Source organism: Aquamicrobium sp. (assembly GCF_023954335.1).
In the GTDB taxonomy this organism is placed as follows: Bacteria; Pseudomonadota; Alphaproteobacteria; order Rhizobiales; family Rhizobiaceae; genus Aerobium.
Genome location: NZ_JAMLIE010000001.1, coordinates 698,271 through 724,040 on the forward strand (window position 1 = coordinate 698,271; position 25,770 = coordinate 724,040).

At 67.6% G+C, this 25,770-nt stretch carries 27 protein-coding genes; 22 read left to right on the plus strand and 5 right to left on the minus strand.

Annotated elements, in window-relative coordinates; all coding sequences use genetic code 11:
• Nucleotides 1-3: 3 nt before the first annotated feature.
• From M9945_RS03455 to M9945_RS03465, 3 genes are read right to left on the minus strand one after another with little or no spacing between them, the layout of a single operon-like run.
• A complete protein-coding gene (locus M9945_RS03455; protein WP_367943413.1) occupies nt 4-363 on the minus strand; it encodes an MmcQ/YjbR family DNA-binding protein in 360 nt (119 codons plus the stop codon).
• 4 nt (nt 364-367) lie between these two features.
• On the minus strand, nt 368-1,234 hold the full coding sequence (locus M9945_RS03460) for a prephenate dehydratase (RefSeq protein ID WP_367930475.1): 867 nt from the start codon (nt 1,232-1,234) through the stop codon (nt 368-370).
• 35 nt (nt 1,235-1,269) lie between these two features.
• Nucleotides 1,270-2,016 (minus strand): 3-deoxy-manno-octulosonate cytidylyltransferase, encoded by a 747-nt coding sequence (locus M9945_RS03465; protein WP_367943414.1) that lies wholly within the window; start codon nt 2,014-2,016, stop codon nt 1,270-1,272.
• Nucleotides 2,017-2,234: 218 nt separating this feature from the next.
• Between M9945_RS03465 and M9945_RS03470 the strand changes: the two genes are divergently transcribed.
• From M9945_RS03470 to M9945_RS03520, 11 genes are all read left to right on the plus strand, one after another.
• On the plus strand, nt 2,235-3,050 hold the full coding sequence (locus M9945_RS03470; RefSeq protein ID WP_367943415.1) for a cytochrome c family protein: 816 nt from the start codon (nt 2,235-2,237) through the stop codon (nt 3,048-3,050).
• Between the two features lie 140 nt (nt 3,051-3,190).
• Nucleotides 3,191-5,065 (plus strand): extracellular solute-binding protein, encoded by a 1,875-nt coding sequence (locus M9945_RS03475; protein WP_367943416.1) that lies wholly within the window; start codon nt 3,191-3,193, stop codon nt 5,063-5,065.
• A complete protein-coding gene (locus M9945_RS03480; RefSeq protein ID WP_367943417.1) occupies nt 5,062-6,954 on the plus strand; it encodes an extracellular solute-binding protein in 1,893 nt (630 codons plus the stop codon). The genes M9945_RS03475 and M9945_RS03480 overlap by 4 nt, the downstream gene beginning before the upstream one ends.
• Nucleotides 6,955-6,990: 36 nt before the next feature.
• Nucleotides 6,991-8,079, plus strand: a complete 1,089-nt coding sequence (locus tag M9945_RS03485) for a microcin C ABC transporter permease YejB (protein WP_367930470.1) — start codon at nt 6,991-6,993, stop codon at nt 8,077-8,079.
• A complete protein-coding gene (locus M9945_RS03490; RefSeq protein ID WP_367943418.1) occupies nt 8,079-9,230 on the plus strand; it encodes an ABC transporter permease in 1,152 nt (383 codons plus the stop codon). Before M9945_RS03485 ends, M9945_RS03490 begins: the two co-directional genes overlap by 1 nt.
• A 49-nt stretch (nt 9,231-9,279) precedes the next feature.
• Nucleotides 9,280-9,528, plus strand: a complete 249-nt coding sequence (locus M9945_RS03495) for a type II toxin-antitoxin system VapB family antitoxin (protein ID WP_367930468.1) — start codon at nt 9,280-9,282, stop codon at nt 9,526-9,528.
• On the plus strand, nt 9,525-9,920 hold the full coding sequence (locus tag M9945_RS03500) for a type II toxin-antitoxin system VapC family toxin (protein WP_367943419.1): 396 nt from the start codon (nt 9,525-9,527) through the stop codon (nt 9,918-9,920). The genes M9945_RS03495 and M9945_RS03500 overlap by 4 nt, the downstream gene beginning before the upstream one ends.
• Nucleotides 9,917-11,548, plus strand: coding sequence for an ABC transporter ATP-binding protein (locus M9945_RS03505; RefSeq protein WP_367943420.1), 1,632 nt, complete (start codon nt 9,917-9,919; stop codon nt 11,546-11,548). Before M9945_RS03500 ends, M9945_RS03505 begins: the two co-directional genes overlap by 4 nt.
• Nucleotides 11,549-11,567: 19 nt before the next feature.
• Nucleotides 11,568-12,518 (plus strand): 2-hydroxyacid dehydrogenase, encoded by a 951-nt coding sequence (locus tag M9945_RS03510; protein WP_367943421.1) that lies wholly within the window; start codon nt 11,568-11,570, stop codon nt 12,516-12,518.
• Between the two features lie 94 nt (nt 12,519-12,612).
• Nucleotides 12,613-13,221, plus strand: a complete 609-nt coding sequence (recR, locus tag M9945_RS03515) for a recombination mediator RecR (RefSeq protein WP_367943422.1) — start codon at nt 12,613-12,615, stop codon at nt 13,219-13,221.
• A gap of 55 nt (nt 13,222-13,276) precedes the next feature.
• Nucleotides 13,277-14,503 (plus strand): lytic murein transglycosylase, encoded by a 1,227-nt coding sequence (locus tag M9945_RS03520; protein WP_367944755.1) that lies wholly within the window; start codon nt 13,277-13,279, stop codon nt 14,501-14,503.
• A gap of 4 nt (nt 14,504-14,507) precedes the next feature.
• Here the strand turns inward: M9945_RS03520 and M9945_RS03525 are convergent, their stop codons facing one another.
• Nucleotides 14,508-15,659 (minus strand): AI-2E family transporter, encoded by a 1,152-nt coding sequence (locus tag M9945_RS03525; protein WP_367943423.1) that lies wholly within the window; start codon nt 15,657-15,659, stop codon nt 14,508-14,510.
• 165 nt (nt 15,660-15,824) lie between these two features.
• On the opposite strand from M9945_RS03525, the gene M9945_RS03530 reads away from it, so the two are divergent.
• Nucleotides 15,825-16,235 carry a Kazal-type serine protease inhibitor domain-containing protein gene (locus M9945_RS03530; RefSeq protein WP_367943424.1) on the plus strand — a complete coding sequence of 137 codons (411 nt, stop codon included), beginning with the start codon at nt 15,825-15,827 and terminating at the stop codon, nt 16,233-16,235.
• Between the two features lie 103 nt (nt 16,236-16,338).
• On the opposite strand, the gene M9945_RS03535 is transcribed toward M9945_RS03530, so the two are convergent.
• Entirely contained in the window at nt 16,339-17,082 is a 744-nt protein-coding gene (locus tag M9945_RS03535) for a Crp/Fnr family transcriptional regulator (protein ID WP_367943425.1), read from the minus strand.
• Nucleotides 17,083-17,372: 290 nt separating this feature from the next.
• Here M9945_RS03535 and M9945_RS03540 point away from each other — a divergent pair, with 290 nt between their 5' ends.
• The 10 genes from M9945_RS03540 to M9945_RS03585 all read left to right on the plus strand — a co-directional run bounded on the left by M9945_RS03540 (nt 17,373) and on the right by M9945_RS03585 (nt 25,767).
• Nucleotides 17,373-17,537, plus strand: a complete 165-nt coding sequence (locus M9945_RS03540; RefSeq protein WP_367930460.1) for a hypothetical protein — start codon at nt 17,373-17,375, stop codon at nt 17,535-17,537.
• Nucleotides 17,538-17,557: 20 nt separating this feature from the next.
• Complete coding sequence (locus M9945_RS03545) at nt 17,558-18,091, plus strand: hypothetical protein (protein WP_367930459.1); 534 nt, start codon at nt 17,558-17,560, stop codon at nt 18,089-18,091.
• A gap of 13 nt (nt 18,092-18,104) precedes the next feature.
• On the plus strand, nt 18,105-19,829 hold the full coding sequence (locus M9945_RS03550; protein ID WP_367943426.1) for a cbb3-type cytochrome c oxidase subunit I: 1,725 nt from the start codon (nt 18,105-18,107) through the stop codon (nt 19,827-19,829).
• 35 nt (nt 19,830-19,864) lie between these two features.
• Complete coding sequence (cyoE, locus tag M9945_RS03555; protein ID WP_367928424.1) at nt 19,865-20,728, plus strand: heme o synthase; 864 nt, start codon at nt 19,865-19,867, stop codon at nt 20,726-20,728.
• Between the two features lie 9 nt (nt 20,729-20,737).
• Nucleotides 20,738-21,577: an SCO family protein gene (locus tag M9945_RS03560; protein ID WP_367943427.1), complete on the plus strand. Its 840-nt coding sequence runs from the start codon at nt 20,738-20,740 to the stop codon at nt 21,575-21,577.
• Nucleotides 21,574-23,187, plus strand: coding sequence for a cytochrome b N-terminal domain-containing protein (locus M9945_RS03565; protein ID WP_367943428.1), 1,614 nt, complete (start codon nt 21,574-21,576; stop codon nt 23,185-23,187). The genes M9945_RS03560 and M9945_RS03565 overlap by 4 nt, the downstream gene beginning before the upstream one ends.
• The gene (locus M9945_RS03570) at nt 23,184-23,684 is read left to right on the plus strand and encodes a hypothetical protein (protein WP_367943429.1); all 501 of its coding nucleotides are present in this window, start codon (nt 23,184-23,186) and stop codon (nt 23,682-23,684) included. Before M9945_RS03565 ends, M9945_RS03570 begins: the two co-directional genes overlap by 4 nt.
• 29 nt (nt 23,685-23,713) lie before the next feature.
• On the plus strand, nt 23,714-24,118 hold the full coding sequence (locus M9945_RS03575) for a bacteriohemerythrin (RefSeq protein ID WP_367928428.1): 405 nt from the start codon (nt 23,714-23,716) through the stop codon (nt 24,116-24,118).
• A 36-nt stretch (nt 24,119-24,154) separates the two neighbouring features.
• A complete protein-coding gene (idi, locus tag M9945_RS03580) occupies nt 24,155-24,676 on the plus strand; it encodes an isopentenyl-diphosphate Delta-isomerase (RefSeq protein ID WP_367943430.1) in 522 nt (173 codons plus the stop codon).
• 98 nt (nt 24,677-24,774) lie between these two features.
• Nucleotides 24,775-25,767 (plus strand): adenosine kinase, encoded by a 993-nt coding sequence (locus tag M9945_RS03585; protein WP_367943431.1) that lies wholly within the window; start codon nt 24,775-24,777, stop codon nt 25,765-25,767.
• The last annotated feature ends 3 nt before the right edge of the window (nt 25,768-25,770 follow it).

Genomic DNA, 25,770 nt, shown 5'->3' on the forward strand with positions numbered 1-25,770 from the left:
AGGCTAGTCGATGCCGAGTTCCTGCCGGACCTTCTTCGTAAGGCCCCGCGCGACGAGGCCGTGCGAGCGCGCGATGTAGGCCCGGAGCTCGTCGTCCGTGAGGTCTGCCGCCTCGGACACCGACACCCATTGCCGCTTGGCGAAGTAGGGCGCCTGGTCGACGCCGTCGATCGCGGTCAGGATCTCGAAGCTGTCCTCGCCGCATTTGAATACGATGCGGGCCTCGCCCTTTCCCAATGCGCCGAGCAGCGCGAAGACCTTGCCGCCGACCTTGGCCACGCGCGCGTCCCACTGGTCGGTGAGCGTGCCGCCGCGCAGGGAGGCGGCGACGGCGTCGAAGCCGGCAGGGTCGTAGAGGTTCATCGGCTCAGTCTTCCGGCTGCTGAGTCTTGCGGAAGGGATGGGCCGGATAGACGCCGAGGATGCGCACCTCGCGCGAGAAGAAGGCCAGCTCCTTCAGCGCCTGCGCCACGTTCTTGTCGTCCGGGTGGCCTTCGATGTCGGCGTAGAACTGGGTGGCGAAGAAGGTGCCGCCGAGCTGGTAGCTCTCCAGCTTCGTCATGTTGACGCCGTTGGTGGCGAAGCCGCCCATCGCCTTGTAGAGCGCCGCCGGGATGTTGTGGACCCGGAACACGAAGGTCGTCATCATCAGCTCGTCGGCGCTCTGGCGCGGCGCCCAGCTCTTGTCCTTGGACAGGACCACGAAGCGGGTGACGTTGTTCTCCGCGTCCTCGACGTCCTCGGCAAGGATGTCGAGGCCGTAGAGCGAGGAGGCGAGGCGCGGCGCGAGCGCCGCCTTGGAGCGGTCGCCCTCTTCCGCGACGATGCGGGCCGCGCCCGCCGTGTCGCCGGCCACCACCGGCTTCCAGCGATGGCGGCGGATCACCTTGCGGCACTGGCCCAGCGCGTGGATGTGGCTGTGGACCGACTTGATCTCCTCCAGCTTCACCCCCGGCAGCACCATGAGCTGGAAATGGATCGGCAGGAAATATTCGGCGACGACGTGCAGCTTCGATTCCGGCAGAAGATAGTGGATGTCGGCGACGCGGCCGGCGAGCGTGTTCTCGATCGGGATCATGGCGAGGTCCGCCTTGCCGCTCTCGACCGCGTTGAACGCGTCCTCGAAGGTCGGGCAGGGCATCGGCTCCATGCCGGGGAACATGTCGCGGCAGGCGGTGTCCGAATTCGCGCCCGGCTCGCCCTGGAAGGAAATCCTGTTGGTCTTCGCGCCCATCTGTCTTTTCGCCTATCCTTTTGTCTGCCCCGAAATCAGCGCGCGGGCGCGCTCAAGGTTGTAATCAGCGCGCGGGCGCGCTCCAGATCCTCCGGGGTGTCGACACCGAGCGGCACGGTGTCGACGATCGCCGCGTCGATGCGCATGCCCGCCTCCAGCGCGCGAAGCTGCTCCAGCTTCTCGCGCCTCTCCAGCGCTGATTGCGGCAGCGCCACGAATCGCTCCAGCGCCGCGCGCCGCCAGGCATAGATGCCGATATGGTGGTAGAGCGGGCCCTCGCCCCACGGCGCGGTGGCGCGGGTGAAATAGAGCGCGCGCAGCCGGTCCGGCCCGAGCGGCGAGCCGACGATCTTGACCACGTTCGGGTTGGTCTTCTCCTCGGCGCGGACGATTTTCGCCCCGAGCGTGCCGATGTCGACGCCCGGACCGTCGAGCAGCGCGGCGGTGCGACCGATCAGCGCTGGCTCGATGGTCGGCAGGTCGCCCTGGAGGTTGACGACGGCTCCGATCCTGCCGTCTGGGTCGAGCGTCTCCAGCGCCTCGAAGATCCGGTCCGAACCCGACTGGTGGTGCGCGCCCGTCATCACCGCCTCATGGCCGAAGGCGGCCGCCGCGTCGCATATTTCGGCCGAATCGGTGGCGATCACCACGCGCCCGACGCCGCTTGCGCGCGCGCGGTCGGCGACGTGGACGATCATCGGCCGGCCCTCGATGTCGGCCAGCGGCTTGCCCGGCAGGCGCGTCGCGGCCATGCGCGCGGGGATGAGAACGAGGACGGACATGAGGCTCTGCGGGGCGAAAGGCGGTTTGCGGGGTTGCGGAACGGGTCGAATTTCCCGGGCGGTGCAGTATGTGTCGAAACGGCTCTTATAGGTGTTGCAAGGATCGAGCAAAAGACCTAGTTTCCGCGCGTTTTTCACCGGCATCTACCGCCCGGGGGACGAACGGCCCGCACCCCCAGCGGGCCGCGCAGGGCGGATGGACAAGGGAGTAGTGGCAGATGATGGATTCGTTCGAGCTCAACAAGCTGATCGGCGCGTTTCTTGCCGTGGTATTCGTGGTCTTTTCGGTCAGCATCGTGTCCGACGCCATCTTCGCCACCCATGCGCCTGAAACCCCCGGCTACGCAATCGAGGTTGCCGAGGCCGAGACCGACGCCGGCGGCGGCGAGGAAGAGGCCGGTCCCTCGGTCCTCGACCTGATCGCGACCGCGGACGTCGCGGCCGGCCAGACCGCCTTCCGCAAGTGCGTCGCCTGCCACACCGCCGAGGAAGGCGGGGCGAACAAGGTCGGCCCGAACCTCTACGACGTCGTCAACCGTCCGATCGCCTCGCATGAGGGCTTCAACTACTCGGCCGCGATGCGCGAGTTCTCGCAGGGCGGCTCGGTCCATTGGGACTACGAGCATCTGAGCGGCTTCCTCCAGTCGCCGCGCTCCTACGTCTCGGGCACGGCGATGGCCTTCGCCGGCATCCGCAACATCCAGGAAGAAGCCAACCTGATCGCCTATCTGCGCTCGCTCTCGGGCAACCCCGCGCCGCTGCCGGAGGCCGCCGCCGAGGAAGCCCCGACCGACGCCGCCCCCGCCGAAGAAGCGCCCGCCGAGGCCGCTCCGGCTGAGGAAGCACCGGCCGATGCGGCGCCCGCCGAGGAAGCGCCCGCCGAAGCCGCGCCGGCCGAGGAGCCGGAAAGCCCGGCCGAGGGTACCGCGCCCCAGCCCACGCCCGAGGATGACGGCACCTCCGCCGGTCCCGAGCCCGACGCCGGTACCGAGAGCGGCGAGCGGCCGGCCGAGGAAGCGCCCGCTCAGGAATAATTGATCGGCGTGCGATCACGAAAAAGCCGGGTTTTGCCCGGCTTTTTTATTGCCGGCCGCCGGGACGGAAAACTATTGCGCCGCGGACGGTTTTCATTCGTGTTCCGCAGGCTAGTCTAGGCGATGAATCGGATGTGAGGATGACGATGACGGTTTTCGGTTTGCGCGGACTGGTCCTGGCGACGCTCGCCGCCTTCAGCGTCCCGGCGACGGCGGTGGCCGACGAATGGCGCACTGTCTCCTCGCTGATCCGCACCGAGCCGGCCGAGGACTTCGCCCGCTATCCTCACGTCAACCCCGTTGCGCCCAAGGGCGGCACGCTCAACTCCGCCAGCTTCGGCACCTTCGACAGCTTCAACCCGTTCATCATCCGCGGCACGCCCGCGGTCGGCCTGACCGAGTTCGGCGGCCTGCTGTGGGACACGCTGATGCAGCAGTCGATCGACGAGGCCGGCACCAGCCATGCCCTGATCGCCGAGGCGTTCAAGTACCCGGACGACTATTCCTCGGCCACCTATCGGATCGACCCCGACGCGCGCTGGCACGACGGCACGCCGATCACCGCCGAGGACGTGGTGTGGTCGTTCGAGAAGCTGACCGAGATCAGCCAGCTCTACAACCGCTACTACGCCAACGTCGTCGAGGTGAAGGCCCTGTCGGAGCGCGAGGTCGAGTTCCGCTTCGACCAGACCGGCAACCGCGAGCTGCCGCACATCATGGGCGACCTCGCCGTGCTGCCGAAGCACTGGTGGGAGGGTACGGACGCGCGCGGCCGGCAGCGCAACATCGAAAACCCGACGCTGGAGCCGCCGCTGGGCAGCGGCCCCTACAAGATCGCCTCCTTCCGGCCCGGCGAGAGCATCGTGTGGGAGCGGGTCGAGGACTATTGGGCGGCCGATCTTCCGGTCAATGTCGGGCGCAACAATTTCGACCGCCTCCGCTACACCTATTTCCAGGACGACAACGCCGAATGGCAGGCCTTCACCAAGGGCGGGGTCGAGGATGTGCGCCAGGAGCTGAGCACGCGGCGCTGGGCCAGCGAGTACAATTTCCCCGCCTTCGAGCGGGGCGATGTGGTGAGGCGCGAATTCGTCTCCACCGGCGTCCAGCACATGCAGGCCTTCGCCTTCAACATGCGCAAGGCGCGCTTCCAGGACCGCCGCGTCCGCCAGGCGCTGACGCTCGCCTACAATTTCGAGGAGCAGAACCGTCTCCAGTTCTTCAATCTCAACGAGCGGTTCTCGAGCTATTTCGAGCGTTCGGAGCTGGCGGCGAGCGGCGTTCCGCAGGGGCGGGAGCTGGAGATCCTCGAAGCGTATCGCGACAGCCTGCCGCCGGAGCTGTTTACCGACGAATTCAAGCTCCCCGTCTTCGACACGCCGCAGGCCTCGCGGACCCATCTGCGCGAGGCGGTGCGCCTGTTCGGCGAAGCCGGCTGGATCATCCGCGACGGCCGCATGGTCAACAAGGAGACGGGCGAGCAGTTCCGCATCGAGTTCCTCGGCGCCTCGCCGACCTCGGAGATCATCGTCGGCGGCTACGTCGCCAATCTGCGGCGGCTCGGCATCGACGCGACCTTGCGCATCATCGACACGACGCAATATATCCAGCGATATCAGTCGTTCGACTTCGACGCGGTCACGGCGCGCTTCCCGCAGACGGAATCGCCCGGCAACGAGCAGCGCGACTACTGGAGCGCGCAGGCCGCGGATACGCCCGGCTCGCGCAACATTCCCGGCATCAAGGACGAAACGGTCGACGCGCTGATCGACAAGATCATCTTCGCCAAGGACCGCGACGATCTCGTCGCCACCGTGCGCGCGCTCGACCGGGTGCTGTTGTGGAACTACTACACGGTGCCGCAATATTTCCAGCCGACGCTGCGCTATGCCTACTGGAACAAGTTCGGCATTCCCGAAAAGCAGCCGGGCTATGCCGGCGTCGACACCATGTCGTGGTGGATACAGCCCGAGCGCGAAACGGTGATCGAGCGCAGCATCGAGGAGGAGGAATGAGCGGGGGCATCGAGGGGCGGGGGCCGCGACTCTCGCGGCGCGGCTTCGTCGCGCTCGCCGGCGCGTCTTTCGCCGCGCAGCTCCTGCCGGAGCGCGCCATCGCGGCGCTTGCCACGGACACGCCGCTTCACGGCATCTCGCCGTTCGGCGAGCTGAAATACGGCCCCGGCTTCACCCATTTCGACTATGCCAGCGTCGACGCGCCGCAAGGCGGCACGTTCAACTTCTCGGTGCCGAACTGGCTGTTCAACCAGTCGGTGCTGACCTTCAACACGCTGAACACCTTCGTCGGCCGGGGCGACGCGCCGCCGCGCATGGAGATGTGCTTCGATTCGCTGTTTTCCGGCGCGCTCGACGAGCCGGGCTCGTCCTACGGGCTGGTGGCCGAGAGCGTCGCCATCTCGGCCGACCGCAACAGCTTCACCTTCCGCCTGCGGCCTGAGGCGCGGTTCCACGACGGCTCGGCGCTGACCGCGCACGACGCGGCCTTCACCTTCGCCCTGTTCAAGGAGGACGGCCACCCGTCGCTGATGCTGCCGCTGTCGGAGATGGTCGAGGCGGTGGCCGAGGACGACCATACGCTGCGGCTCTCCTTCTCCGGCAGGCAGTCGCCGCGCACCATCTTTTCCGTCGCCGGCTACCCGATCCTGTCCAAGGCTTATTTCGCCGAAAATTCCTTCGACGCCTCGCAGCTCAAGGCTCCGCTCGGTTCCGGCCCGTATCGCGTCGGCCGCGTCGTTGCCGGCCAGTCGATCGAATATGAGCGGGTGGACGACTACTGGGCGGCGGATTTGCCGGTCAATCGCGGGCTCAACCATTTCGCCAAGCTCAGGATCGAGTTCTTCCGCGACCGGCAGGCGGCATTCGAGGCGTTCAAAAAGGGCGACATCCACTTCCGGCAGGAGTTCACCTCGCGCGTCTGGGCCACCGAATACGACTTCCCCGCGTTGCGCGAGGGCAAGGTGGTCAAGCGGGAGTTTCCCGGCGAGAAGCGCCCGTCGATGCAGGCCTGGGCGGTGAACCTGCGCCGCCCGCGCTTCCAGGACGCGCGCGTGCGCCGCGCGATCGGTCTCGGCTTCGACTTCGAATGGACCAACCGCAACCTGTTCTACGCCGCCTATGACCGCTCGAACTCAGTGTTCGAGAAGTCGGCCTTCAAGGCGCAAGGCTTGCCCTCGCCGGAGGAGCTGGCGTTGCTGGAACCCTTCCGCGGGCGCGTGCCCGACGAGGTGTTCGGCGAGGTCTTCACCTTCCCGGTCAGCGACGGCGCCGGGCGCAACCGCGCCGCGCTTCAGGAGGCGCGCCGCCTGCTCGGCGAAGCCGGCTGGACGCCGCGCGGACGCCAGCTCGTCAACGAGAAGGGCGAGCGGCTCACCGTCGAGTTCCTGACGCAGGAGGAGGGGCTGGTGCGCGTCACCACGCCCTTCGTCGAGAATCTGCAGGCCATCGGCGTCGACGCCTCGATCCGCATGGTCGACGCCACGCAGTACCAGGCGCGCCAGCGCGATTTCGACTTCGACGTGGTGCTGATGGCGCTGTCCTTCGACGCACTGCCCGGCCGCGATTCGCTGACCAACCTGTTCCATTCGCGCGCGGCCGACCTGCCGTCCTCGCGTAACTATCCCGGCACGAAGGACGAGGCCGTCGACGCGCTGGTCGAGGCCGCCGGCCGCGCCGACAGCGTCGAGGAGCTGACCGTGGCGCTCAGGGCGCTCGACAGGGTCTTGCGCGCGCGCGGCGACTGGATTCCAAGTTATCATGCGGCGAATCACAAGGCCGCCTACTGGGACATGTTCGGCTTCAGGGAGCCGAAGCCGGACTACGGCTTCCCGGTCGAAGCCCTGTGGTGGTATGATGAGGACAGGGCAAGAGCGATTGGCCGGGGCTGACATCACCGTTTTCGCGACAGAGCGCGGGGCCGCCTGATGGGCGCCTATATCCTCCGCCGTCTCCTTCTGATGATCCCGACCCTGTTCGGCATCATGGCGATCTCCTTCACCGTCATCCAGTTCGCCCCCGGCGGCCCGGTCGAGCAGGTGCTGGCGCGCATGGCCGGCGAGGGCGGCTCCATGGACCGCATCTCCGGCGGCGGCGCCGACATGAGCGGCGGCTTCGACCAGGGCGGCGACTTCAAGTATCGCGGCGCACAGGGGCTGGACCCCGCCTTCATCGCCAAGCTGGAAGCGCAGTTCGGCTTCGACAAGCCGCCGCTCGAACGCTTCTTCACCATGGTCTGGGACTATATGCGCTTCGACTTCGGCGAAAGCTTCTTCCGCGACATCAAGGTGGTGGACCTGATCATCGAGAAGATGCCGGTGTCGATCTCGCTCGGCCTGTGGATCACGCTGATCTCCTACGCCATCTCGATCCCGCTCGGCATCCGCAAGGCGGTCAAGGACGGCTCGGCCTTCGACGTGTGGACGTCCGGCATCGTCATCGTCGGCTACGCCATCCCCGGCTTCCTGTTCGCCATCCTCCTGATGGTGCTGTTCGCCGGCGGCTCGTTCTTCGATTGGTTCCCGCTGCGCGGCCTCGTCTCGGAGAACTGGCACCAGCTGTCGTGGCCCGAGCGCATCCTCGACTATTTCTGGCACCTGACGCTGCCGCTGACGGCGATGGTGCTGTCGGCCTTCGCGACGACGACGCTGCTGACCAAGAACTCGTTCCTCGACGAGATCCGCAAGCAATATGTGGTCACGGCCCGCGCCAAGGGGCTGACCGAGCGGCAGGTGCTCTACGGCCACGTCTTCCGCAACGCGATGCTCATCATCATCGCCGGCTTTCCCGGCGCGTTCATCTCGGCCTTCTTCACCGGCTCGCTGCTGATCGAGAACATCTTCTCGCTCGACGGCCTCGGCCTGCTCGGCTTCCGCTCGGTGCTCGACCGCGACTATCCGGTCGTCTTCGCCAACCTGTTCATCTTCTCGCTGATCGGCCTCGTCGTCAGCCTGATCTCGGACCTGACCTACACGCTGATCGACCCGCGCATCGACTTCGAGCGGAGGGACGTCTGATGTCGGAGGTGGTGCTGAAGGGCGAGGTCGAGAAGGTGCGCCACCGCGCGCGGCGACCGTGGATGTCGCCGCTGAACCAGCGTCGCTGGCAGAACTTCAAGGCCAACCGCCGCGGCTACTGGTCGCTGTGGATCTTCCTTGTCCTGTTCGTGCTGTCGCTGTTCGCCGAGCTGATCGCCAACGACAAGCCACTGATCGCCTCCTACCATGGCGAGATCCTGTTCCCGGTCGTCGTCGATTATCCGGAGGAGAAGTTCGGCGGCTTCCTCGCCGTCACCGACTATCGCGACCCGGTGATCCAGGAGGAGATCGAGGCCAATGGCTGGATGATCTGGCCGCCGATCCGCTATTCCTACCGCACCGTCAACAACGACATCCCGGAAGCCGCGCCGGCCAAGCCGTCCTGGCTCTACGATGCGCAGACGCGCTGCTCGCGCTATGTCGAGGGCGTGAACGACCCTGACTGCACGCTCGGCAACTGGAACTGGCTCGGCACCGACGACCAGGCGCGCGACGTGCTGGCCCGCGTCATCTACGGCTTCCGCATCTCGGTCCTGTTCGGCGTCATCCTGACGCTGGCCTCGGCCGTCATCGGCGTGTCGGCCGGCGCGGCGCAGGGCTATTTCGGCGGCTGGACCGACCTGATCTTCCAGCGCTTCATCGAAATCTGGTCGTCGATCCCGGTCCTCTACCTGATCCTCATCATCGCCGCCGTGCTGCCGCCGGGCTTCTTCATCCTGCTCGGCATCATGCTGCTGTTCTCGTGGGTGGCGTTCGTCGGCGTGGTGCGGGCCGAGTTCCTGCGCGCCCGCAACTTCGAATATGTCAACGCCGCCCGCTCGCTCGGCGTCGGCAACGGCACCATCATGTTCCGCCACCTGTTGCCCAACGCCATGGTGGCGACGCTGACCTTCCTGCCCTTCATCCTCAACGGCTCCATCACGACGCTGACCTCGCTCGACTTCCTCGGCTTCGGCCTGCCGCCCGGCTCGGCCTCGCTCGGCGAGATGCTGCGGCAGGGCCAGCGCAACTTGAACGCCCCCTGGCTCGGCATCACCGGCTTCATGACGCTGTCGATCATGCTCTCGCTGCTGATCTTCATCGGCGAAGCCACCCGCGACGCCTTCGACCCGAGGAAGACGTTCCGGTGAGCAGCGGCATATGGTATAATATGGTGGATTTTCTACCATGGAGGCTGCAATGGGCATGAACATCAAGAATCCGAACGTCGAGCGGCTGGCGAAGCAACTGGCGGCCGAAACCGGGCAGAGCCTCACCGCGGCAATCGAGCAGGCACTTGAAGGCGAATTGCAAAGGTTGCGCCTCAACGACGACTATGAAACGCGCAAGGCGAGAATAAAGGAAATACTGCGGCGATCCGGCCCGACCCCGCCCGGCGCGACCAGCGATCATTCCGATCTCTACGACGAAATCGGACTTCCCAAATGATCGTGGATGCATCGGCCATACTCGCCATCATGCTTGAAGAGGAAGACGGCGACGCGTTCGAGGACGCGCTGCTGCTGGCGTCCGAACGCCACCATGTCATGTCGCCGGTCAACTATCTCGAAGCGGCGATTCGGCTCGACGGTCTGGAGAACACGAACAAGGGCGCCGAGCTGGACGCCATGCTGAATGATTTCGGCGTGGACCTGGTCGATGTGACTCCGAAACAGGCACGGTTGGCCCGCGAGGCCTATGCCCGTTACGGCAAGGGCAACCATAAGGCACGGCTCAATCTCGGCGACTGCTTCGCCTATGCGCTGGCCAGGGCCCGCGGCGAGAAGCTGCTGTTCAAGGGCGAGGATTTCCGCCTGACCGACGTCGAGGCCGCCCTTTGAGCGAAGCCCCCCTCCTTTCCGTGCAAGATCTGTCCGTCGCCTTCAGCCAGGGCGGGCGGGAGACGCTGGCCGTCGACCATGTCTCCTTCGACATTGCCCGGGGCGAAACCGTGGCGCTGGTCGGCGAGTCCGGCTCCGGCAAGTCGGTGACGGCGCTGTCTGTGCTGAAGCTCCTGCCCTATCCGCCGGCGAGCCACCCGTCGGGGCAGATCCTGTTCGACGGCACCGATCTCCTCGCCCAGGGCGAGAAGGGCCTCAGGCGGGTGCGCGGCAACAAGGTCACCATGATCTTCCAGGAGCCGATGACCTCGCTCAATCCGCTCCACACCATCGAGCAGCAGATCGGCGAGATCCTGAAGATCCATCGCGGCATGAACGACGGCGCCGCCCGCGCCCGCACGCTGGAACTGCTCAACGAGGTCGGCATCCGCGAGCCGGAAAAGCGGTTGTCGGCCTATCCGCACCAGCTGTCCGGCGGCCAGCGCCAGCGCGTGATGATCGCGATGGCGCTCGCCAACGAGCCGGAGCTCCTGATCGCCGACGAGCCGACGACCGCGCTCGACGTCACCGTGCAGGCGCAGATCCTCGAGCTTCTCGCGGAGCTGAAGAAGAACAACCGCATGTCGATGCTGTTCATCACCCACGATCTCGGCATCGTGCGGCGCATCGCCGACCGGGTCTGCGTGATGACCAAGGGCAGGATCGTCGAGAGCGGGCCGACGAGCGAGATCTTCGCCAACCCGCAGCACGACTACACCCGCCACCTTCTCGCCGCCGAGCCGAAGGGCCGCCCGCCCGCCGCGGACCCCAAGGCCGAGACCGTGCTCGAGGGCAAGGACATCCGCGTCTGGTTCCCGATCAAGCAGGGCTTCTTCCGCAAGACGGTCGATCACGTGAAGGCGGTGGACGGCGTCAGCGTCACGGTCAGGGCCGGACAGACGCTGGGCATCGTCGGCGAATCCGGCTCCGGCAAGACGACGCTCGGGCTGGCGCTGTCGCGCATGATCGCCTCGAAGGGCGAGATAACGCTGGGCGACACCCGCATCGACGGCCATTCCTTCAAGGAGATGCGGCCGCTGAGACGGCAGATGCAGATCGTGTTCCAGGACCCGTTCGGCTCGCTCTCGCCGCGCATGTCGGTCAGCGAGATCATCGAGGAAGGGCTGAAGATCCACGAGCCGAATCTCGACGTCGACGCACGCGACGACATGATCGTCGACGTGCTGCGCGAGGTCGGCCTCGATCCCGAAACCCGCTTCCGCTACCCGCACGAGTTTTCCGGCGGCCAGCGCCAGCGCATCGCCATCGCCCGCGCCATGGTGCTGAAGCCGCGCTTCGTCATGCTCGACGAGCCGACCTCGGCGCTCGACATGAGCGTGCAGGCGCAGGTCGTCGACCTGTTGCGCGAATTGCAGCGCAAGCACCGGCTCGCCTACCTGTTCATCAGCCACGATCTCAAGGTGGTGCGCGCGCTCTCCAACCATGTCGTCGTCATGCGTGGAGGCAAGGTGGTCGAGGAAGGCCCCTCGCAGCAGATATTCGAGAACCCGCAGACCGACTACACGAAGGCGCTGATCGCGGCGGCCTTCGACATGGCGACCGCGCCGGCCGGCGTCGTCAGCCAGTGATCCGACGAAAGGTGATCTGATGTCCCAGCCCGCGCGCGGCCGCATCCTGCTTGCCCTGACCCGACAGGACGTCGACTATTGGGGGCAGCTCCTCGGGAAGGACCGCGAGGTGACGACGGAGCGCGCCTGGCCCGCCGACCCGTCCATCGACTACGCGCTGGTGTGGAAGCACAAGCCGGGCGTGCTGGCCGGACTGCCCAACCTGAAGCTCGTGATCTCGATGGGGGCGGGCGTCGACCACGTCTTCGCAGACCCCGACCTGCCGGACGTGCCGATCCTGCGCGTGGTGGCGGAGAACCTCACCACGCACATGACCGAATATGTCGTGTGGCGCGTCATGGACCACCACCGGCAGGGCATGGCCTACCGCGCGCAGCAGGCGGGCAAGGTGTGGGAAGAGCATGGCCAGCAGACGGCAGCCTGTGTCCATGTCGGCATCATGGGCTTCGGCCATCTCGGCCGCGCGGCGGCGAAAGCGCTCGTCGCGCTCGGCTTCAGGGTCAATGGCTGGACCCGCACGCCCGCCGCCGCCGAGGGTGTCGCGACCTTCCACGGCGAGGCGGGGCTGAAGGATTTCCTCGCCGCGACCGACATTCTCGTCGTGCTGCTGCCGCACACGCCGGCCACCGAGGGCATCATCGACTACGACCTCCTCAGCGGCCTTCGCCGCGACAACGCACTCGGCGGCGCGGTGCTGATCAACGCCGGGCGCGGCATGTTGCAGAAGGAGGCGGGCATCCTGCGCGCGCTCGACGACGGCACGCTGAAGGAGGCGAGCCTCGACGTGTTCGAGGAGGAGCCGCTCCCTGCGCGCAGTCCGCTCTGGTCGCACCCTCGCGTCTTCGTCACGCCGCATGCGGCCGCGACCTCCGACCCCGAGCATCTGGTGCCGCTGATGCTGGAGCAGATCGCCCGCTTCGAACGCGGCGAGGCGCTCGACAATCTGGTGGACCGCAAGGCGGGCTACTAGAGCATTTTGCAGTCGGACGGATCGTCGACGTCGCATAAATGCGGCTGGGATCGAGGCGCTTCCGGCGCTGGCGGCTTCGCCCTATAAGGGCGGGATGTCGTCCAAGCGAATCGCCGGCCCCGAGATCGAGCGCCTGATCCAGCTTCTGGCCAAGGTGCCGGGGCTGGGGCCGCGCTCGGCCCGCCGCGCGGCACTGCATCTGATCAAGAAGAAGGAGCAGCTTCTCGCCCCGCTCGCCGCCGCCATGGGCGAGGCGGTGGACAAGGTGCGCGTCTGCTCGACCTGCGGCAATGTCGACACCTGCGACCCCTGCACGATCTGCACCGACCCGCGCCGCGACGGCGCCACCATCATCGTCGTCGAGGACGTGTCCGACCTGTGGGCGCTGGAGCGCGCCGCCGTCATCAACGCCCGCTACCACGTGCTCGGCGGCACGCTGTCGCCGCTCGACGGCGTCGGCCCGGACGATCTGAACATCGGCTCGCTCGTCTCGCGTGTCGCCGAGGGCGGGGTGAGCGAGGTCATCCTCGCCGTCAACGCCACGGTCGAGGGCCAGACCACGGCCCACTACATCACCGACCAGCTCGCCGGGCTCGCCGTCAGGGTGACGCGGCTCGCCCATGGCGTGCCGGTGGGCGGCGAGCTCGACTATCTCGACGAGGGGACGCTGGCGGCCGCACTTCGGTCGCGGACGGCTTTTTGACGCATTTCTCAAGCAGGAGAACGCCATGAGACGACCGACGAGGGCCCGACAGACGATGAAGCGCCTTGCCTGCGCCGCTCTGTTCTCACTCGCCGCCACCCTGCCGGCGGCCGCGCAGACCGTCGACGCCCAGTTCCGCCAGTGGCTGCAGAACGATCTGTGGCCCGAGGCGCGCGGCAAGGGCATTTCGGCCGAGACCTTCAACGCCGCCTTCGCCGGCGTTTCGGTCAACCTCAAGCTGCCCGACCTCGTCCTGCCGGGGCAGAAGCCGGAAACGCCGAAGACGCAGCACCAGGCCGAGTTCGGCGCGCCGGGCAACTATTTCGCCGAGAACACGGTGGCGGGCGTCGCCGGGGGCGGGCGCAACCGGGCCGGGCGGCTGAAGCCCGCGCTCGACGCGATCGAGCGCCGCACCGGCGTGCCGGCCGGCGTCGTCCTCGCCGTCTGGGGCCGCGAATCGGGCTTCGGCGCGGCGAAGATCCCGCACAATGCCTTCGAGGTGCTCGGCACCAAGGCCTTCCTCGCCACCCGCAAGGAGATGTTCCGCAAGGAGTTGCTGGCGGCGCTGGAGATGGTCGAGCGGGGCCACGTCTCCGTCGCGGCGATGAAATCGTCCTGGGCCGGCGCGCTCGGCCAGCCGCAGTTCCTGCCGACCTCCTACCTCGCCCACGCGGTCGACGGCGACGGCGACGGCCGCGCCGACATCTGGAACTCGCAGGCCGACACGCTCGCCTCGATCGCCAACTATCTCGCCCATTACGGCTGGGTGAAGGGCCGCGACTGGGGCTTCGAGGTGACGGTGCCGCAGAACGTCTCCTGCGCGCTGGAGGGACCGGACCGCGGCCGGAAGATCGCGGACTGGGCGGGCATGGGGATTTCCCGCGTCAACGGCCGGCCGTTTCCCGAGCATGAGGCGCGGCAGGAGGGCTATCTGCTGATGCCCGCGGGGCGCAACGGCCCGGCCTTCATCGTCACCCCCAATTTCTACGTGCTGAAGAAGTACAACGAGAGCGATCTCTATGCGCTGTTCGTCGGCCATGCCGGCGACCGCATCGCCTATGGCGACCGCCGCTTCGCCGGCAACTGGGGCAAGGTGGACAAGCTCTACCGCTCCGACATCGCCGCGATGCAGCGCGGACTCGAGAAGCTGGGCTACGACGTCGGCGGCGCCGACGGCCTGCCCGGCTTCCGCACCCGCCGCTCGATCGGCGAATGGCAGGCGAGGAAGGGCATGCAGCCGACTTGCTTTCCCGACGCCGCGCTGGTGCGGGCGCTGAAATAGCCGGTCACGGCGTAGTCGTCGTGCCCGACGGCCGCTCTTCTTCCTCCTCGTCGCCATTGTCGCTCTGCTGCGCGGCGAGGAAGTTGCCGAAGGATTGCAGCCCGTCGAAATGGTCGCAGAAAACCTTGATGACGACGAGCAGCGGCACGGCGATCAGCGCGCCGATGAAGCCCCACAGCCACGACCAGAAGGCGACGGCGATGAAGATCGCCACCGCGTTGAGCTCCAGCCGGCGGCCGACGATCAGCGGCGTGATGATCTGGCCTTCCAGCACGTTGCAGGCGATGACGAAGGCCGGCGCGACCATGGCGTAGCCCATGCTGTCGAACGAGACGATCGAGATCGCGGCGACGATGACGATGGTGGCCAGCGCGCCGATATAGGGCAGGAAGTTGAGCAGCGCCGCCATCACCCCCCACAGGAACGGCGTCGGCATGCCGATGGCCCACAGGCCGACGCCGATGACCGCGCCGAGCGCGGCGTTGATGACGGCGACGGTGAGCAGGTAGCGCGAGACCTCGCGCTCGACGTCGTAGACGATCCGCAGCGCGCGCTTCTTCTCGCTCATCGTCGTGAAGGACTGGACGATCTTCTCGTAGAACAGCGTGCCCGAGGCGAGCAGGAACAGCGACAGCACGAAGACGATGGCGGCGTTGGTGACGACCGAGAGCATGGTGCCGGCGGCCTGCGACAGGATGCCCGGCTGCTGCACCGCCACCTTCATCACCCCTGCCTCGTTGACCGTGTCGGTGACGTTGTCGATCTGGGCCGAGATCTGCATCAGCCGGTCGAACGGCCCGCGCAGCTCCTCGATGCGCTCGGTCAGCGTGCGGCCGATCTGCGGCGCGTCGTTGATGAGCTGCATCAGCGGCCCGGAAAGCAGGTAGCCGCCGAGGCCGACCGCTCCGGCCGAGAACAGGACGAGCAGCGTCGCCGAAAGCGCGGACGGGACCCCGCGCTTGCGCAGGAAGCGCACGATGGGGGTGAGCGTCAGCGCGAACAGGAAGGCGAGCACCACCGGCATGAAGAACTCCCGGCCGAAATAGAGCGCGTAGATCGACAGGATGATGAAGATGCCGGTGAGGACGAATCCGCCGCCGCCCGGCTCCTCTCCTTGTCGTTCCGTGCCGGTGGAGTCGTCATCTGTCGCGGCCATGGTGTCCCCCCTTGATGATCTTGCCGACGATAGCAGATAATGCGCCGGCGTGGCGGCAGTTCCGTCCGCCCGCGGCGGCCCGGTCGGGCAAATATCGCCGGTCGCGGATCGAATGCGGCGCGGCGACGTTGTCAGGCTGGACGGGACCCAAGGAGGAGCGCTTTCATGCCCATTTTTTCATTCGCGAGAATCGCAGGCAGCCTTGCCGTGACGGCCGTGGTGCTGGCCGGCTGCGTCGTGGTCGAGGAGGGGCCGGGCCATCGCCCGCCGCCGCCGCGCCCGGGCGGGCCGACCGCCTGCACCATGGAATACGTGCCGGTCTGCGGCGAGCGCCGCGGTGACCGCCAGACCTTCTCGAACGCCTGCATGGCGCGGGCCGACGGCTATCGGGTGGTTCATGGCGGCGAGTGCCGGCGCGGCGGCCGCCCCGGTCCCGGTCCCGATCGCCCGCCGCGCGCCTGCACGCGCGAATACGCGCCGGTCTGCGCCCGCCGCGGCCGCGACGTGCGCACCTTCGGCAATGCCTGCGAGGCGCGCGCCGCCGACTATCGCATCCTCGGCGCGGGCCGCTGCTAGAGCAAACGGATAGAGCGGCCGCCCGGATTCACCCGGGTGGCCGCCGCTTCAGGCGCTAGTCACTGCCACATGTTTTTGGACGCATCGGGCTGGCCCCTCGCGGTCAGCCCGGCGCGCAGCCGACGCGGAAGCCGGGGCAGCGGAATGCGAGCAGCCTCTCGCGTCCGGCGAATTCGGCGAGCCGGGCGACGTCGCCGACGGCGATGGTGCTCTGGTTGATGCGCACGCCGACGCTCTGCAGCCGCTGGAAGGCGCGCGACAGGCTTTCCGGCTTCATGCCGAGCCGGCCGGCGATCAGCAGCTTCTCGTAGGGCAGCGCGATGGTGCACGGCCCCTGCTTGACCGGGGCGAGCTCGACGAGGAAGTTCGCCAGCCGCTGCGGCCCGGTGCGCGCCTTCAGCTCCTCGATCTGGTCGACCAGCTTGCGCAGGTGCAGCGAGGTCGAGGCGAGCATGGCCAGCCCGATCTCCGGCGAGGCGCGGGTCAGTTCGACGATGCCGCGCGCGGGAACGGCGAGCAGGCGCGCATCCGCCACCACCTCGGCGCTGACCGGATAGTGGCCGCCGGTCAGGCAAGGCACCTCGGCGATGCAGTCGCCGCGCGCGAACACGCCGACGACCGCCTCGTCGCCGCTCACCGTCATGCGGAACAGCTTCACCCAGCCGTCGAGCACCAGATAGAAGGCGCTCGCCGGCTCGTCCTGCTCGAAAAGCGTCGTGCGCCGCTGGTGGAACTGAAGCTCCGACTGCGCGAGCAGGCTGTCGATGGCCTCCGGCGGCAGCGCCGAGAACATGGGCGCTCCGCGGACCACCTCGCGGTCGTACTGGTCGATGCGCAATTCGCCCATGGGTCCAACCTCCGGCGCATGTCGCGGAAAATCGCGCAACGGTCTTGCGGCAGCGACATGCGCATTATCAAAGACCTGCAGCGCGGGAAGCGAAATCGGATCGGCCGCCCCCTCGCGCCTCATCCGTATCGGACCATATCCGCCCCGCCCGGACTTTGCGCCTGCGCAACTAAATCGGCGGTCGGGGCGGGTGCGGCAGGCTGTCCATCCAATTCTTGACTTCAGTCAAGCGTTCGCGGCGCGCGCATCTGGTACGCCGGCTCCTGAGCAACTCCCTCAGGAGGAAGACAATGAATGACAAGGCGGACTCCACGGAACGGCCGGAAAAGGTGCCTGCGATGCAGCAGCTCCTCGACAATCCGTTCCTGCTTCTCTTCATCGGGATCACGGTCCCGACGGTTCTCTACATCGTATGGGGGGTGATGGAGATCGCGTCGATCCCCATCGCGCCCTGACCTGACCTGAGGGGGCAGACATGGCAATTACACCTCCCGAAAACCGGCTCTGGTGGAACGAACCGATCGAGCGCGTCGAAATCGGCTGGATCGTCGTCGCCTTCCTCTGGGGCCTGTTCATGTTCTTCTTCATGATCGCCTGGCACTTCATCGGCGGTCAGAACCTGTCCACCGAGACCTACCGCATCACGCCCGCCGCCTACGAGCAGAAGGTCGCGGACTTCGCGGAGAAGTACCAGGTCGGCGACGAGATGGGCGTTCCCATCGTGCGCCCGCCGGTGGGCGAGGATGTCTACCTTCTCGGCAGGCTTTGGGAGTGGTGGCCGATCCTCGAGCTGAAGAAGGACCAGAGCTACCGCTTCCATCTTTCCTCGGTCGACTGGCAGCACGGCTTCTCGCTCCAGCCCGTCAACATCAACATCTCGGTTCACCCGGGATACGAGCAGATCATCACCTTCACCCCCACAGAGGCGGGTGAATACGGCATTGCCTGCAACGAGTTCTGCGGCATCGGCCACCATCTGATGACCGGCCGCATCCGGGTCGTCGAATAGGCTGGAGGGGACAATGACAGCCATAGACGCTTCTTATGCCGGCGCTGCGGCGGCAGGCAATTTCCGCACCTGCCGCTACACCGGCCTCAAGGTGGAGGCCTCCGCGCAGTCGCTGATCAAGGCGAACGCGGTCGCCGCCGTCGTCTTCCTCGCCATCGGCGGCGTGATGGGCCTGCTCGTCGCGCTCACCCGCTGGCCGGCGGTGCACCTCCTGCCGTCCGACTGGTTCTATCTCGTGCTCACCGGGCACGGGGCGAACGTGCTTCTGTTCTGGATCATCTTTTTCGAGATCGCGGTCCTCTATTTCGCCTCCGCCATCCTGCTCGGATCTCGGCTGGCGACGCCCAGGATAGCCTGGGCGGGATTCTGGCTGATGATCGTCGGCGCGCTGATGACCAACGTCGCGGTGTTCCAGGGCGATTCGAGCGTGATGTTCACCTCCTACCCGCCGATGCAGGCCGCACCGCATTTCTATCTCGGCCTGATCATCTTCGCGGTGGGCGCGCTCGTCGGCGTCGGCGTGTTCTTCGGCACGCTGGTCATCGCCCATGGCGAGCGCACCTATGAGGGCTCGATCCCGCTCGTCACCTTCGGCGCGCTGACGGCCGCCATCATCGCCGTCTTCACGCTGGCCTCGGGCGCCATCATCCTCATCCCAACCTTCCTGTGGTCGGTGGGCCTCATCTCCGAGATGGACCCGCTGCTCTACAAGGTGATCTGGTGGGGCATGGGCCACTCCTCGCAGCAGATCAACGTCGCGGCCCACGTCTCGGTGTGGTACGCGATCGGCGCGCTGACCATCGGCGCGAAGCCGCTGTCGGAGAAGGTCTCCCGCTCGGCCTTCCTGCTCTACATCCTGTTCCTTCAGCTCGCCTCGGCGCACCACCTCCTTGCCGATCCCGGCATGAGCGCGTCGTGGAAGATCGTCAACACCAGCTACCTGATGTATCTCGCGGTGCTCGGCTCGATGATCCACGGCCTGACGGTTCCGGGTGCGCTGGAAGCCGCGCAGCGCCGCAACGGCTACACCAAGGGCGCGTTCGAGTGGCTGCGCAAGGCGCCGTGGGGCAACCCGGCCTTCGCCGGCATGTTCCTGTCGCTCGTCATGTTCGGCTTCATCGGCGGCATTTCGGGCGTGGTGCTGGGCACCGAGCAGCTCAACCTGCTCATGCACAACACCATCTACGTGCCGGGCCACTTCCACGGCACCGTGGTGACGGGCACGACGCTCGCCTTCATGGCCATGACCTACTACGTGCTGCCGCTGATCTTCCAGCGCGACATCATCTGGCCGAAGCTCGCCCGCATCCAGCCCTACCTGTTCGGGCTCGGCGCGGCCGGCATCTCGCTCTTCATGATGGGCGCCGGCACGCTCGGCGTTCCGCGCCGGCACTGGGACATGTCGTTCACCGACGCGATCCTCCAGTTCGAGCTGCCTTCCGGCGGCTTCCTGATGATGGGGCTCAACGGGTTGTCGGCGGTGATCGCCTCGGCGGGCGGCATCCTCTACATCCTGATCACGGTGGGCACGGTGCTGTGGGGCAAGCGCCTCGACAAGGGCGAAGCGCCGCTGACCTTCCCGCTGCACAAGCGGGCGGCCACGGTCGCTGAATACGGCAGCCACGCCACGGTCAAGCTGCCGGGGACGATCATCCTGGTCACGATCTTCTTCGTGTCCTTCGTCCTCTACTACTTCGTCAACTGGAAGTACCTGTCGGAACTCTGGCTGATGCGCTGAGTGCCAACCGACTGGAACCGAAAGGAAAAACCACGATGCTCGCTGCGACCAGGATCGTCATCACCCTGCTGAAACTCAGGATCGGCGTCGCCATCGCAGCGAGCGCCCTGGCCGGGCTCGCCGCCGCGAGTGGCGGCCCGGCGACGGCGGGACAAATCGCTGCCCTGACGCTTGCCGTCCTCGGCGCCTCCGGCGCCGCGGGCGCCTTCAACCACTATTACGAGCGCGACAGCGACAAGCTGATGGCGCGCACGGCCGGCCGCCCCTTCGCCAGCGGCCAGCTCAAGGCCGGCCCGATCTGGCCGGCGACCTTCGGCGCGCTCCTCTTCGCCTCCATCGTGCTCGCCTGGGCCGCCGGCGGCACGATGAGCGCGCTCTACGTCTTCCTCGGCGCCATCACCTACAGCCTCGTCTATACGGTGTGGCTGAAACGCCGGACCTCGTGGAACATCGTCGTCGGCGGGCTCGCCGGCTCGTTCGCCGTGCTCGCCGGCGCGGCGGCGATCGACCCCGAGCCGCAATGGGTGCCGTCGATCCTCGCCGCCGTCCTCTTCCTGTGGACGCCGCCGCATTTCTGGAGCCTCGCCGCCGCCAAGGCCGACGACTATGCGGCCGCCGGCGTGCCGATGCTGCCCGTCATCGCGCCCGAGCGTGAGTGGACCTTGGCGATCCTGTCCTACACCGCCACGCTCGCGGGCCTGTCGCTGGTGCCGTTGTTCTTCGGCATGGGCTGGATCTACGGCCTGTTCGCCGCGGCCGGCGGCGGCTGGTTCCTGTGGAAGAGCTGGCGGCTCTATCTGGAGCCCTCGCGCAAGGCGGCGATGCAGAACTTCCTCGCCTCGCTGGTGCAGCTCCTCGCCCTGGTCGCCGGCGTCTTCCTGTCGGCGCTCGCCGGCTAGGGGCGCGACATGGCCACGAAAGCCCCCTTTCTCGGCCTCGCCGGTCTCTTCCTCGCCGGTCTTCTGTCCCTTGGGCCGACGCCGGCTCCCACCCAGAGCGGGCCGAGGATCGACGCGACCCGGGCGCTGGCGGTCAGCGAGGCGGCGATCGGCCGCGAGATCGGCGACCACCGCCTCCTGCGTGCCGACGGCACGACGCTGATGCTGTCGGAGCTGAAGGGCCAGCCGTTCGTCGTCAGCCTGATCTATACGAGCTGCTCGACCGTCTGCCCGGTCAGCACCCAGACGCTGAAGAACGCGGTGGCGCAGGCGCGCAAGGCGCTGGGCGCGGACAGTTTCCGCATCTTGACCGTCGGCTTCGATGCCCGCAACGACACGCCGCGGCGCATGAGCGCCTTCGCGCGCGACAACGCCATCGACCGCGACCCGCTTTGGCAGGTCGTCTCCGGCTCTCCGGCCGCGCTCGAGGCGCTGATCGAGGATGTCGGCTTCTCCTATTCGGCGGCGGCCGGCGGCTTCGAGCACATCTCGCAGACCACCATCGTCGACGCGGACGGCCGCGTCTACCGACAGGTCTATGGCGACGAGTTCCCGCTCCAGGTGTTCATGGAACCGCTGAAGGAGCTCGTCTTCGGCATCTCGGTTTCCTCGTTCACGCCGGCGGCGCTGGCCGACCGCCTGCGCTTCATCTGCACCGTCTACGACCCGAAGACCGGCCGCTACCGCACCGAATACGCCATTTACATCGGCATAACCGCAGGCGCGGTCTCCCTCCTCCTCATGGCGTGGGTGATCGTGCGCATGTGGCGCGGCAACCGCCGCCATGCCCGCATCGAGGCCCGATCGTGACTGCTGAGAAGACCGTGGAACCCCGCCGCGACTGGCCGGTGTTGCGTCATGCGAAGAGGGGCCTGCGCCGCGCCTTCGACCTTCTGGAGCGCGGCGGCGAGCGCCTGTTCACGCCGGCGCTCAACCCGATGGCCCAGCTCGGCACCATCACCTTCTTCCTGTTCTGGGTGGTGGCGGTCAGCGGCGTCTACCTGTTCATCTTCTTCGACACCGGCGTCGTCAACGCCTATTCCTCGGTCGAGTGGATCAGCGGGCCGCACTGGTATCATGCCGGCGTGATGCGCTCGATCCACCGCTACGCCTCCGACCTGATGGTCGTGTCGATGGTGCTGCATTTCCTGCGCGAGTTCTCGCTCGACCGCTATCGCGGCACGCGCTGGTTCTCGTGGTTCACCGGCGTGCCGCTGATCTGGCTTCTCTACGTCTCCGGCATCACCGGCTACTGGCTGGTCTGGGACGAGCTGGCGCAATATGTCGCCGTCGTCTCGGCGAAGCTCCTCGACGTGTTCCCGATCTTCGGCGAGCCGCTGGCGCGCAACTTCCTGACGCCGGACCACCTTTCCGGCCGTTTCTTCTCGCTGCTCTCCTTCCTCCACCTCGCCGTGCCGCTGATCCTGCTGCTGGCGATGTGGATCCATATCCGGCGCATCTCGCGGCCGAAGACCAACCCGCCGCGCCTGCTTGCCGGGCTGATCCTCGCCGCGATCGTCGCCGTGTCGCTGTGGAAGCCGGCGCTGAGCCAGGGTCCGGCCGACCTGACCAGGGTGCCGGACGAGGTCGGCCTCGACTGGTTCTATCTCCTGCTTTATCCGCTGGCCGAGGACTGGGGCGCGTGGAGCCTGTGGGCCCTGCTGGTCGGCGTCTCGACCATGCTGGCGGCGATGCCGTGGCTGCCGCCGTTCCGCCGCGCGCCCGCCGCCGTGGTCGACCTGCCCAACTGCAACGGTTGCAACCGCTGTGTCGAGGATTGTCCCTACGAGGCGATCCGCCTGGTGCCGCGCACCGACGACGAGCCGTTCCCGCATCAGGCCGAGGTCGACGCCGACCTGTGCGTCTCCTGCGGCATCTGCATGGGCTCGTGCCCGTCCTCGACGCCGTTCCGCCGCCAGCAGGAGCTGAAGACCGGCATCGACCTGCCCGGCCAGCCCTTGAGCGAGGTGCGCGACAGCGTCGTCGCCGCCTCGGCCGAGCTTCACGGAACGCAGCGCGCGCTGGTGCTGGCCTGCGAGCATGGCGCGGGCGGCGGCGACATGGGCGGCGTCGTCACCTTCCCCTGCGTCGCCATGATCCCGCCGTCGCTGATCGACTTCATCATCAGCAAGAACCTCGCCGAGGGCGTCGTCGTCGCCGGATGCAGCGAAAGCACCTGCTACAACCGGCTCGGCGTCGAATGGACCAAGGAGCGTTTCGCCGGGACGCGCGATCCTTACCTGCGCAAGCGCGTGCCGCGCGAGCGCATCGCGACGATCTGGGCCTCGCCCTTCGAGGCCGGCCGCTACGAGGCGGAGAAGTCGGCCTTCGCCGCCGCCCTCCTGCCGCTGCCGGCGAAGGGCGCGGCGAGGGACGTCGCCGACCCCGAGACGACCGGCGAGATGGAGGCGCAGCCATGAGCGACATGGTGTGGATGCCCGTGCGTTTTGCCGTGCTGGCGCTGGTCGTCGCCGCCGTCGCCGGCCTGTCGAACTGGCCGCGCCATCGCAGCGTGGCGGAGGGCACGGGCGTCGTCACCCTGTCCTTCAGCCACGGCGCCGACCGCCGCGCCGCCTGCCGGCCGGCGACCGAGGAGGAGCTGGCGAAGATGCCGCCCAACATGCGCCGCACCGAGATCTGCCCGCGCGCCCGCCCGCCCATCGCCGTCGAGTTCGAGATCGACGGCCGGCAGGTGTTCGCCGCCGACATCCCGCCATCGGGCATCGCCAGCGACGGGCCGTCGCGCGTCCACCGCAACTTCGAATTGCCGGCGGGAACCTACGAGCTCGTCGTGCGCATGCGCGACCGGCCGGGCGACGCGTTCGACTGGCAGGGGCGGAAGACCGTCGAGCTGAAGCCGGCGGACCATCGCGTCATCGACTTCCGCGTCGACGGCGGCGGCTTCGTCTTCCACTGAGGCAAGAGGAAAACCGAAAGGAACGACCCATGGCCCTGATTGAATGGAAAGCCCACTACAGCGTCGGTGTCGAGGCCGTCGACCACGAGCATCGCGAGATGATCGACCTGATCAACGAGGTGCACGAGAAGCTGATCGCCGAGGGCGAGGCGCCGGACGTCACCGCCTTCCTCGGCGAGATATTCCGCGCCATCTCGGCGCATTTCGCGCTCGAGGAGCGGTTCATGCGCGAGCACCGCTACGACCAGCTCGGCGAGCACAAGGCGGCGCATGAGGAACTGCTCGACGACATCCGCGACATCATGGACGGCTACGAGGCCGACCCTGAAGGCGCGCGGGCGCAGCTTTCCAGCCGGCTCGATTCGTGGTTTACCGACCACTTCAAGACGCACGACGCGCGCCTGCACCATCGCCTCGGAACGCACGATCATTGACGGCGGGCGCGGGCCGCGACACGAGAGGACATTCGCGTGAGCGAGGAAGAAGTCATCCTGGTCGACGCCGATGACCGGCCGGTCGGCTCGGCCGGCAAGCTCGCCGCGCATCAGGAGAACCTGCGCCACCGCGCCATCTCGGTGCTGGTGTTCGACCGTGAAGGCCGCATGCTGCTCCAACGGCGGGCCGAGGCGAAGTATCATTCGCCCGGCCTGTGGAGCAATGCCTGCTGCACCCATCCGCGCCACGGCGAGGAGCCGGCCGAGGCCGCCGGCCGCCGGCTGCGCGAGGAGATGGGCATCGCCCTGCCGCTCGCCTTCGCCGGCCGCTTCGCCTACGAGGCGCCGGTCGGCGAGGAGCTGTGGGAGAACGAGGTCGTCCACGTCTTCACCGGCATCCACGAGGGCGCGATCCTGCCGGACCCGGACGAGGTCGGGGCGTTCGGCTGGCGCGAGGTCGAGGCCCTGCGCGCCGACATCGCCGCGCGCGGCGAGCTCTATACGCCGTGGTTCAGGCTCTACGCGGCCGCGCCGTGGTTCTCGCGACCTGCCTCCTGAGCGCGCCCGAACGCGCTTGCATTTGCGGGTCCGACGTTTAAATCCGGCGCATGTCCAATCGCCGGGATTCTCCGGCCGCCCGGTTTCCGGAGAAATTCATGCCCCAGTTCGACGTGCTGTGCATCGGCAACGCCATCGTGGACATCATCGCCCGGTGCGACGAGGCGTTCCTCGTCGACAATTCCATCGTCAAGGGCGCGATGAACCTGATCGACGCGGAGCGCGCGGAGCTGCTCTATGCGCGCATGGGGCCGGCGATCGAGGCCTCGGGCGGCAGCGCCGGCAACACGGCGGCCGGCATCGCCTCCTTCGGCGGCGCGGTCGCCTATATCGGCCGGGTGGCGGACGATCATCTCGGCCGCGTCTACGCCCACGACATCGGGGCGCAAGGGGTGGCCTTCGATTCGCGGCCGCTCGAAGGCGGCCCGCCCACCGCGCGCTCGATGATCTTCGTCACGCCCGACGGCGAGCGCTCGATGAACACCTATCTCGGCGCCTCGGTCGAGCTCGGGCCGGAGGATGTCGAGGAAGACAAGGTGCGCGCCTCGCGCATCACCTATTTCGAGGGCTATCTCTGGGACCCGCCGCGCGCCAAGGAGGCGATCCGGCTCGCGGCGGCGCAGGCCCACGCCGCCGGCCGCGAGGTGGCGATGACGCTCTCCGACCCGTTCTGCGTCGACCGCTATCGCGGCGAGTTCCTCGACCTCATGCGCTCGGGCACGGTCGACATCGTCTTCGCCAACGAGAGCGAGCTGAAGTCGCTCTACGAGACCGCTTCGTTCGAGGCCGGGCTGGAGGCGATCCGCGGCGACTGCAGGCTCGCCGCCGTCACCCGCTCGGAGAAGGGCTCGGTCGTGGTGCGGGGGGATGAGACGGTCGAGGTGATGGCGATCTCCGTCGACGCGGTCGTCGACACGACGGGGGCGGGCGATTTCTATGCCGCCGGCTTCCTCGCGGGCTACACCAAGGGGCGCGGCCTCGCCGAATGCGGCGCGCTCGGCTCGCTCGCCGCCGGGCTGGTCATCGCCCAGGTCGGCCCGCGCCCGCGCCAGAACCTGCGCGAGGAGGCGCAGCAGGCCGGCCTCATGTGACGC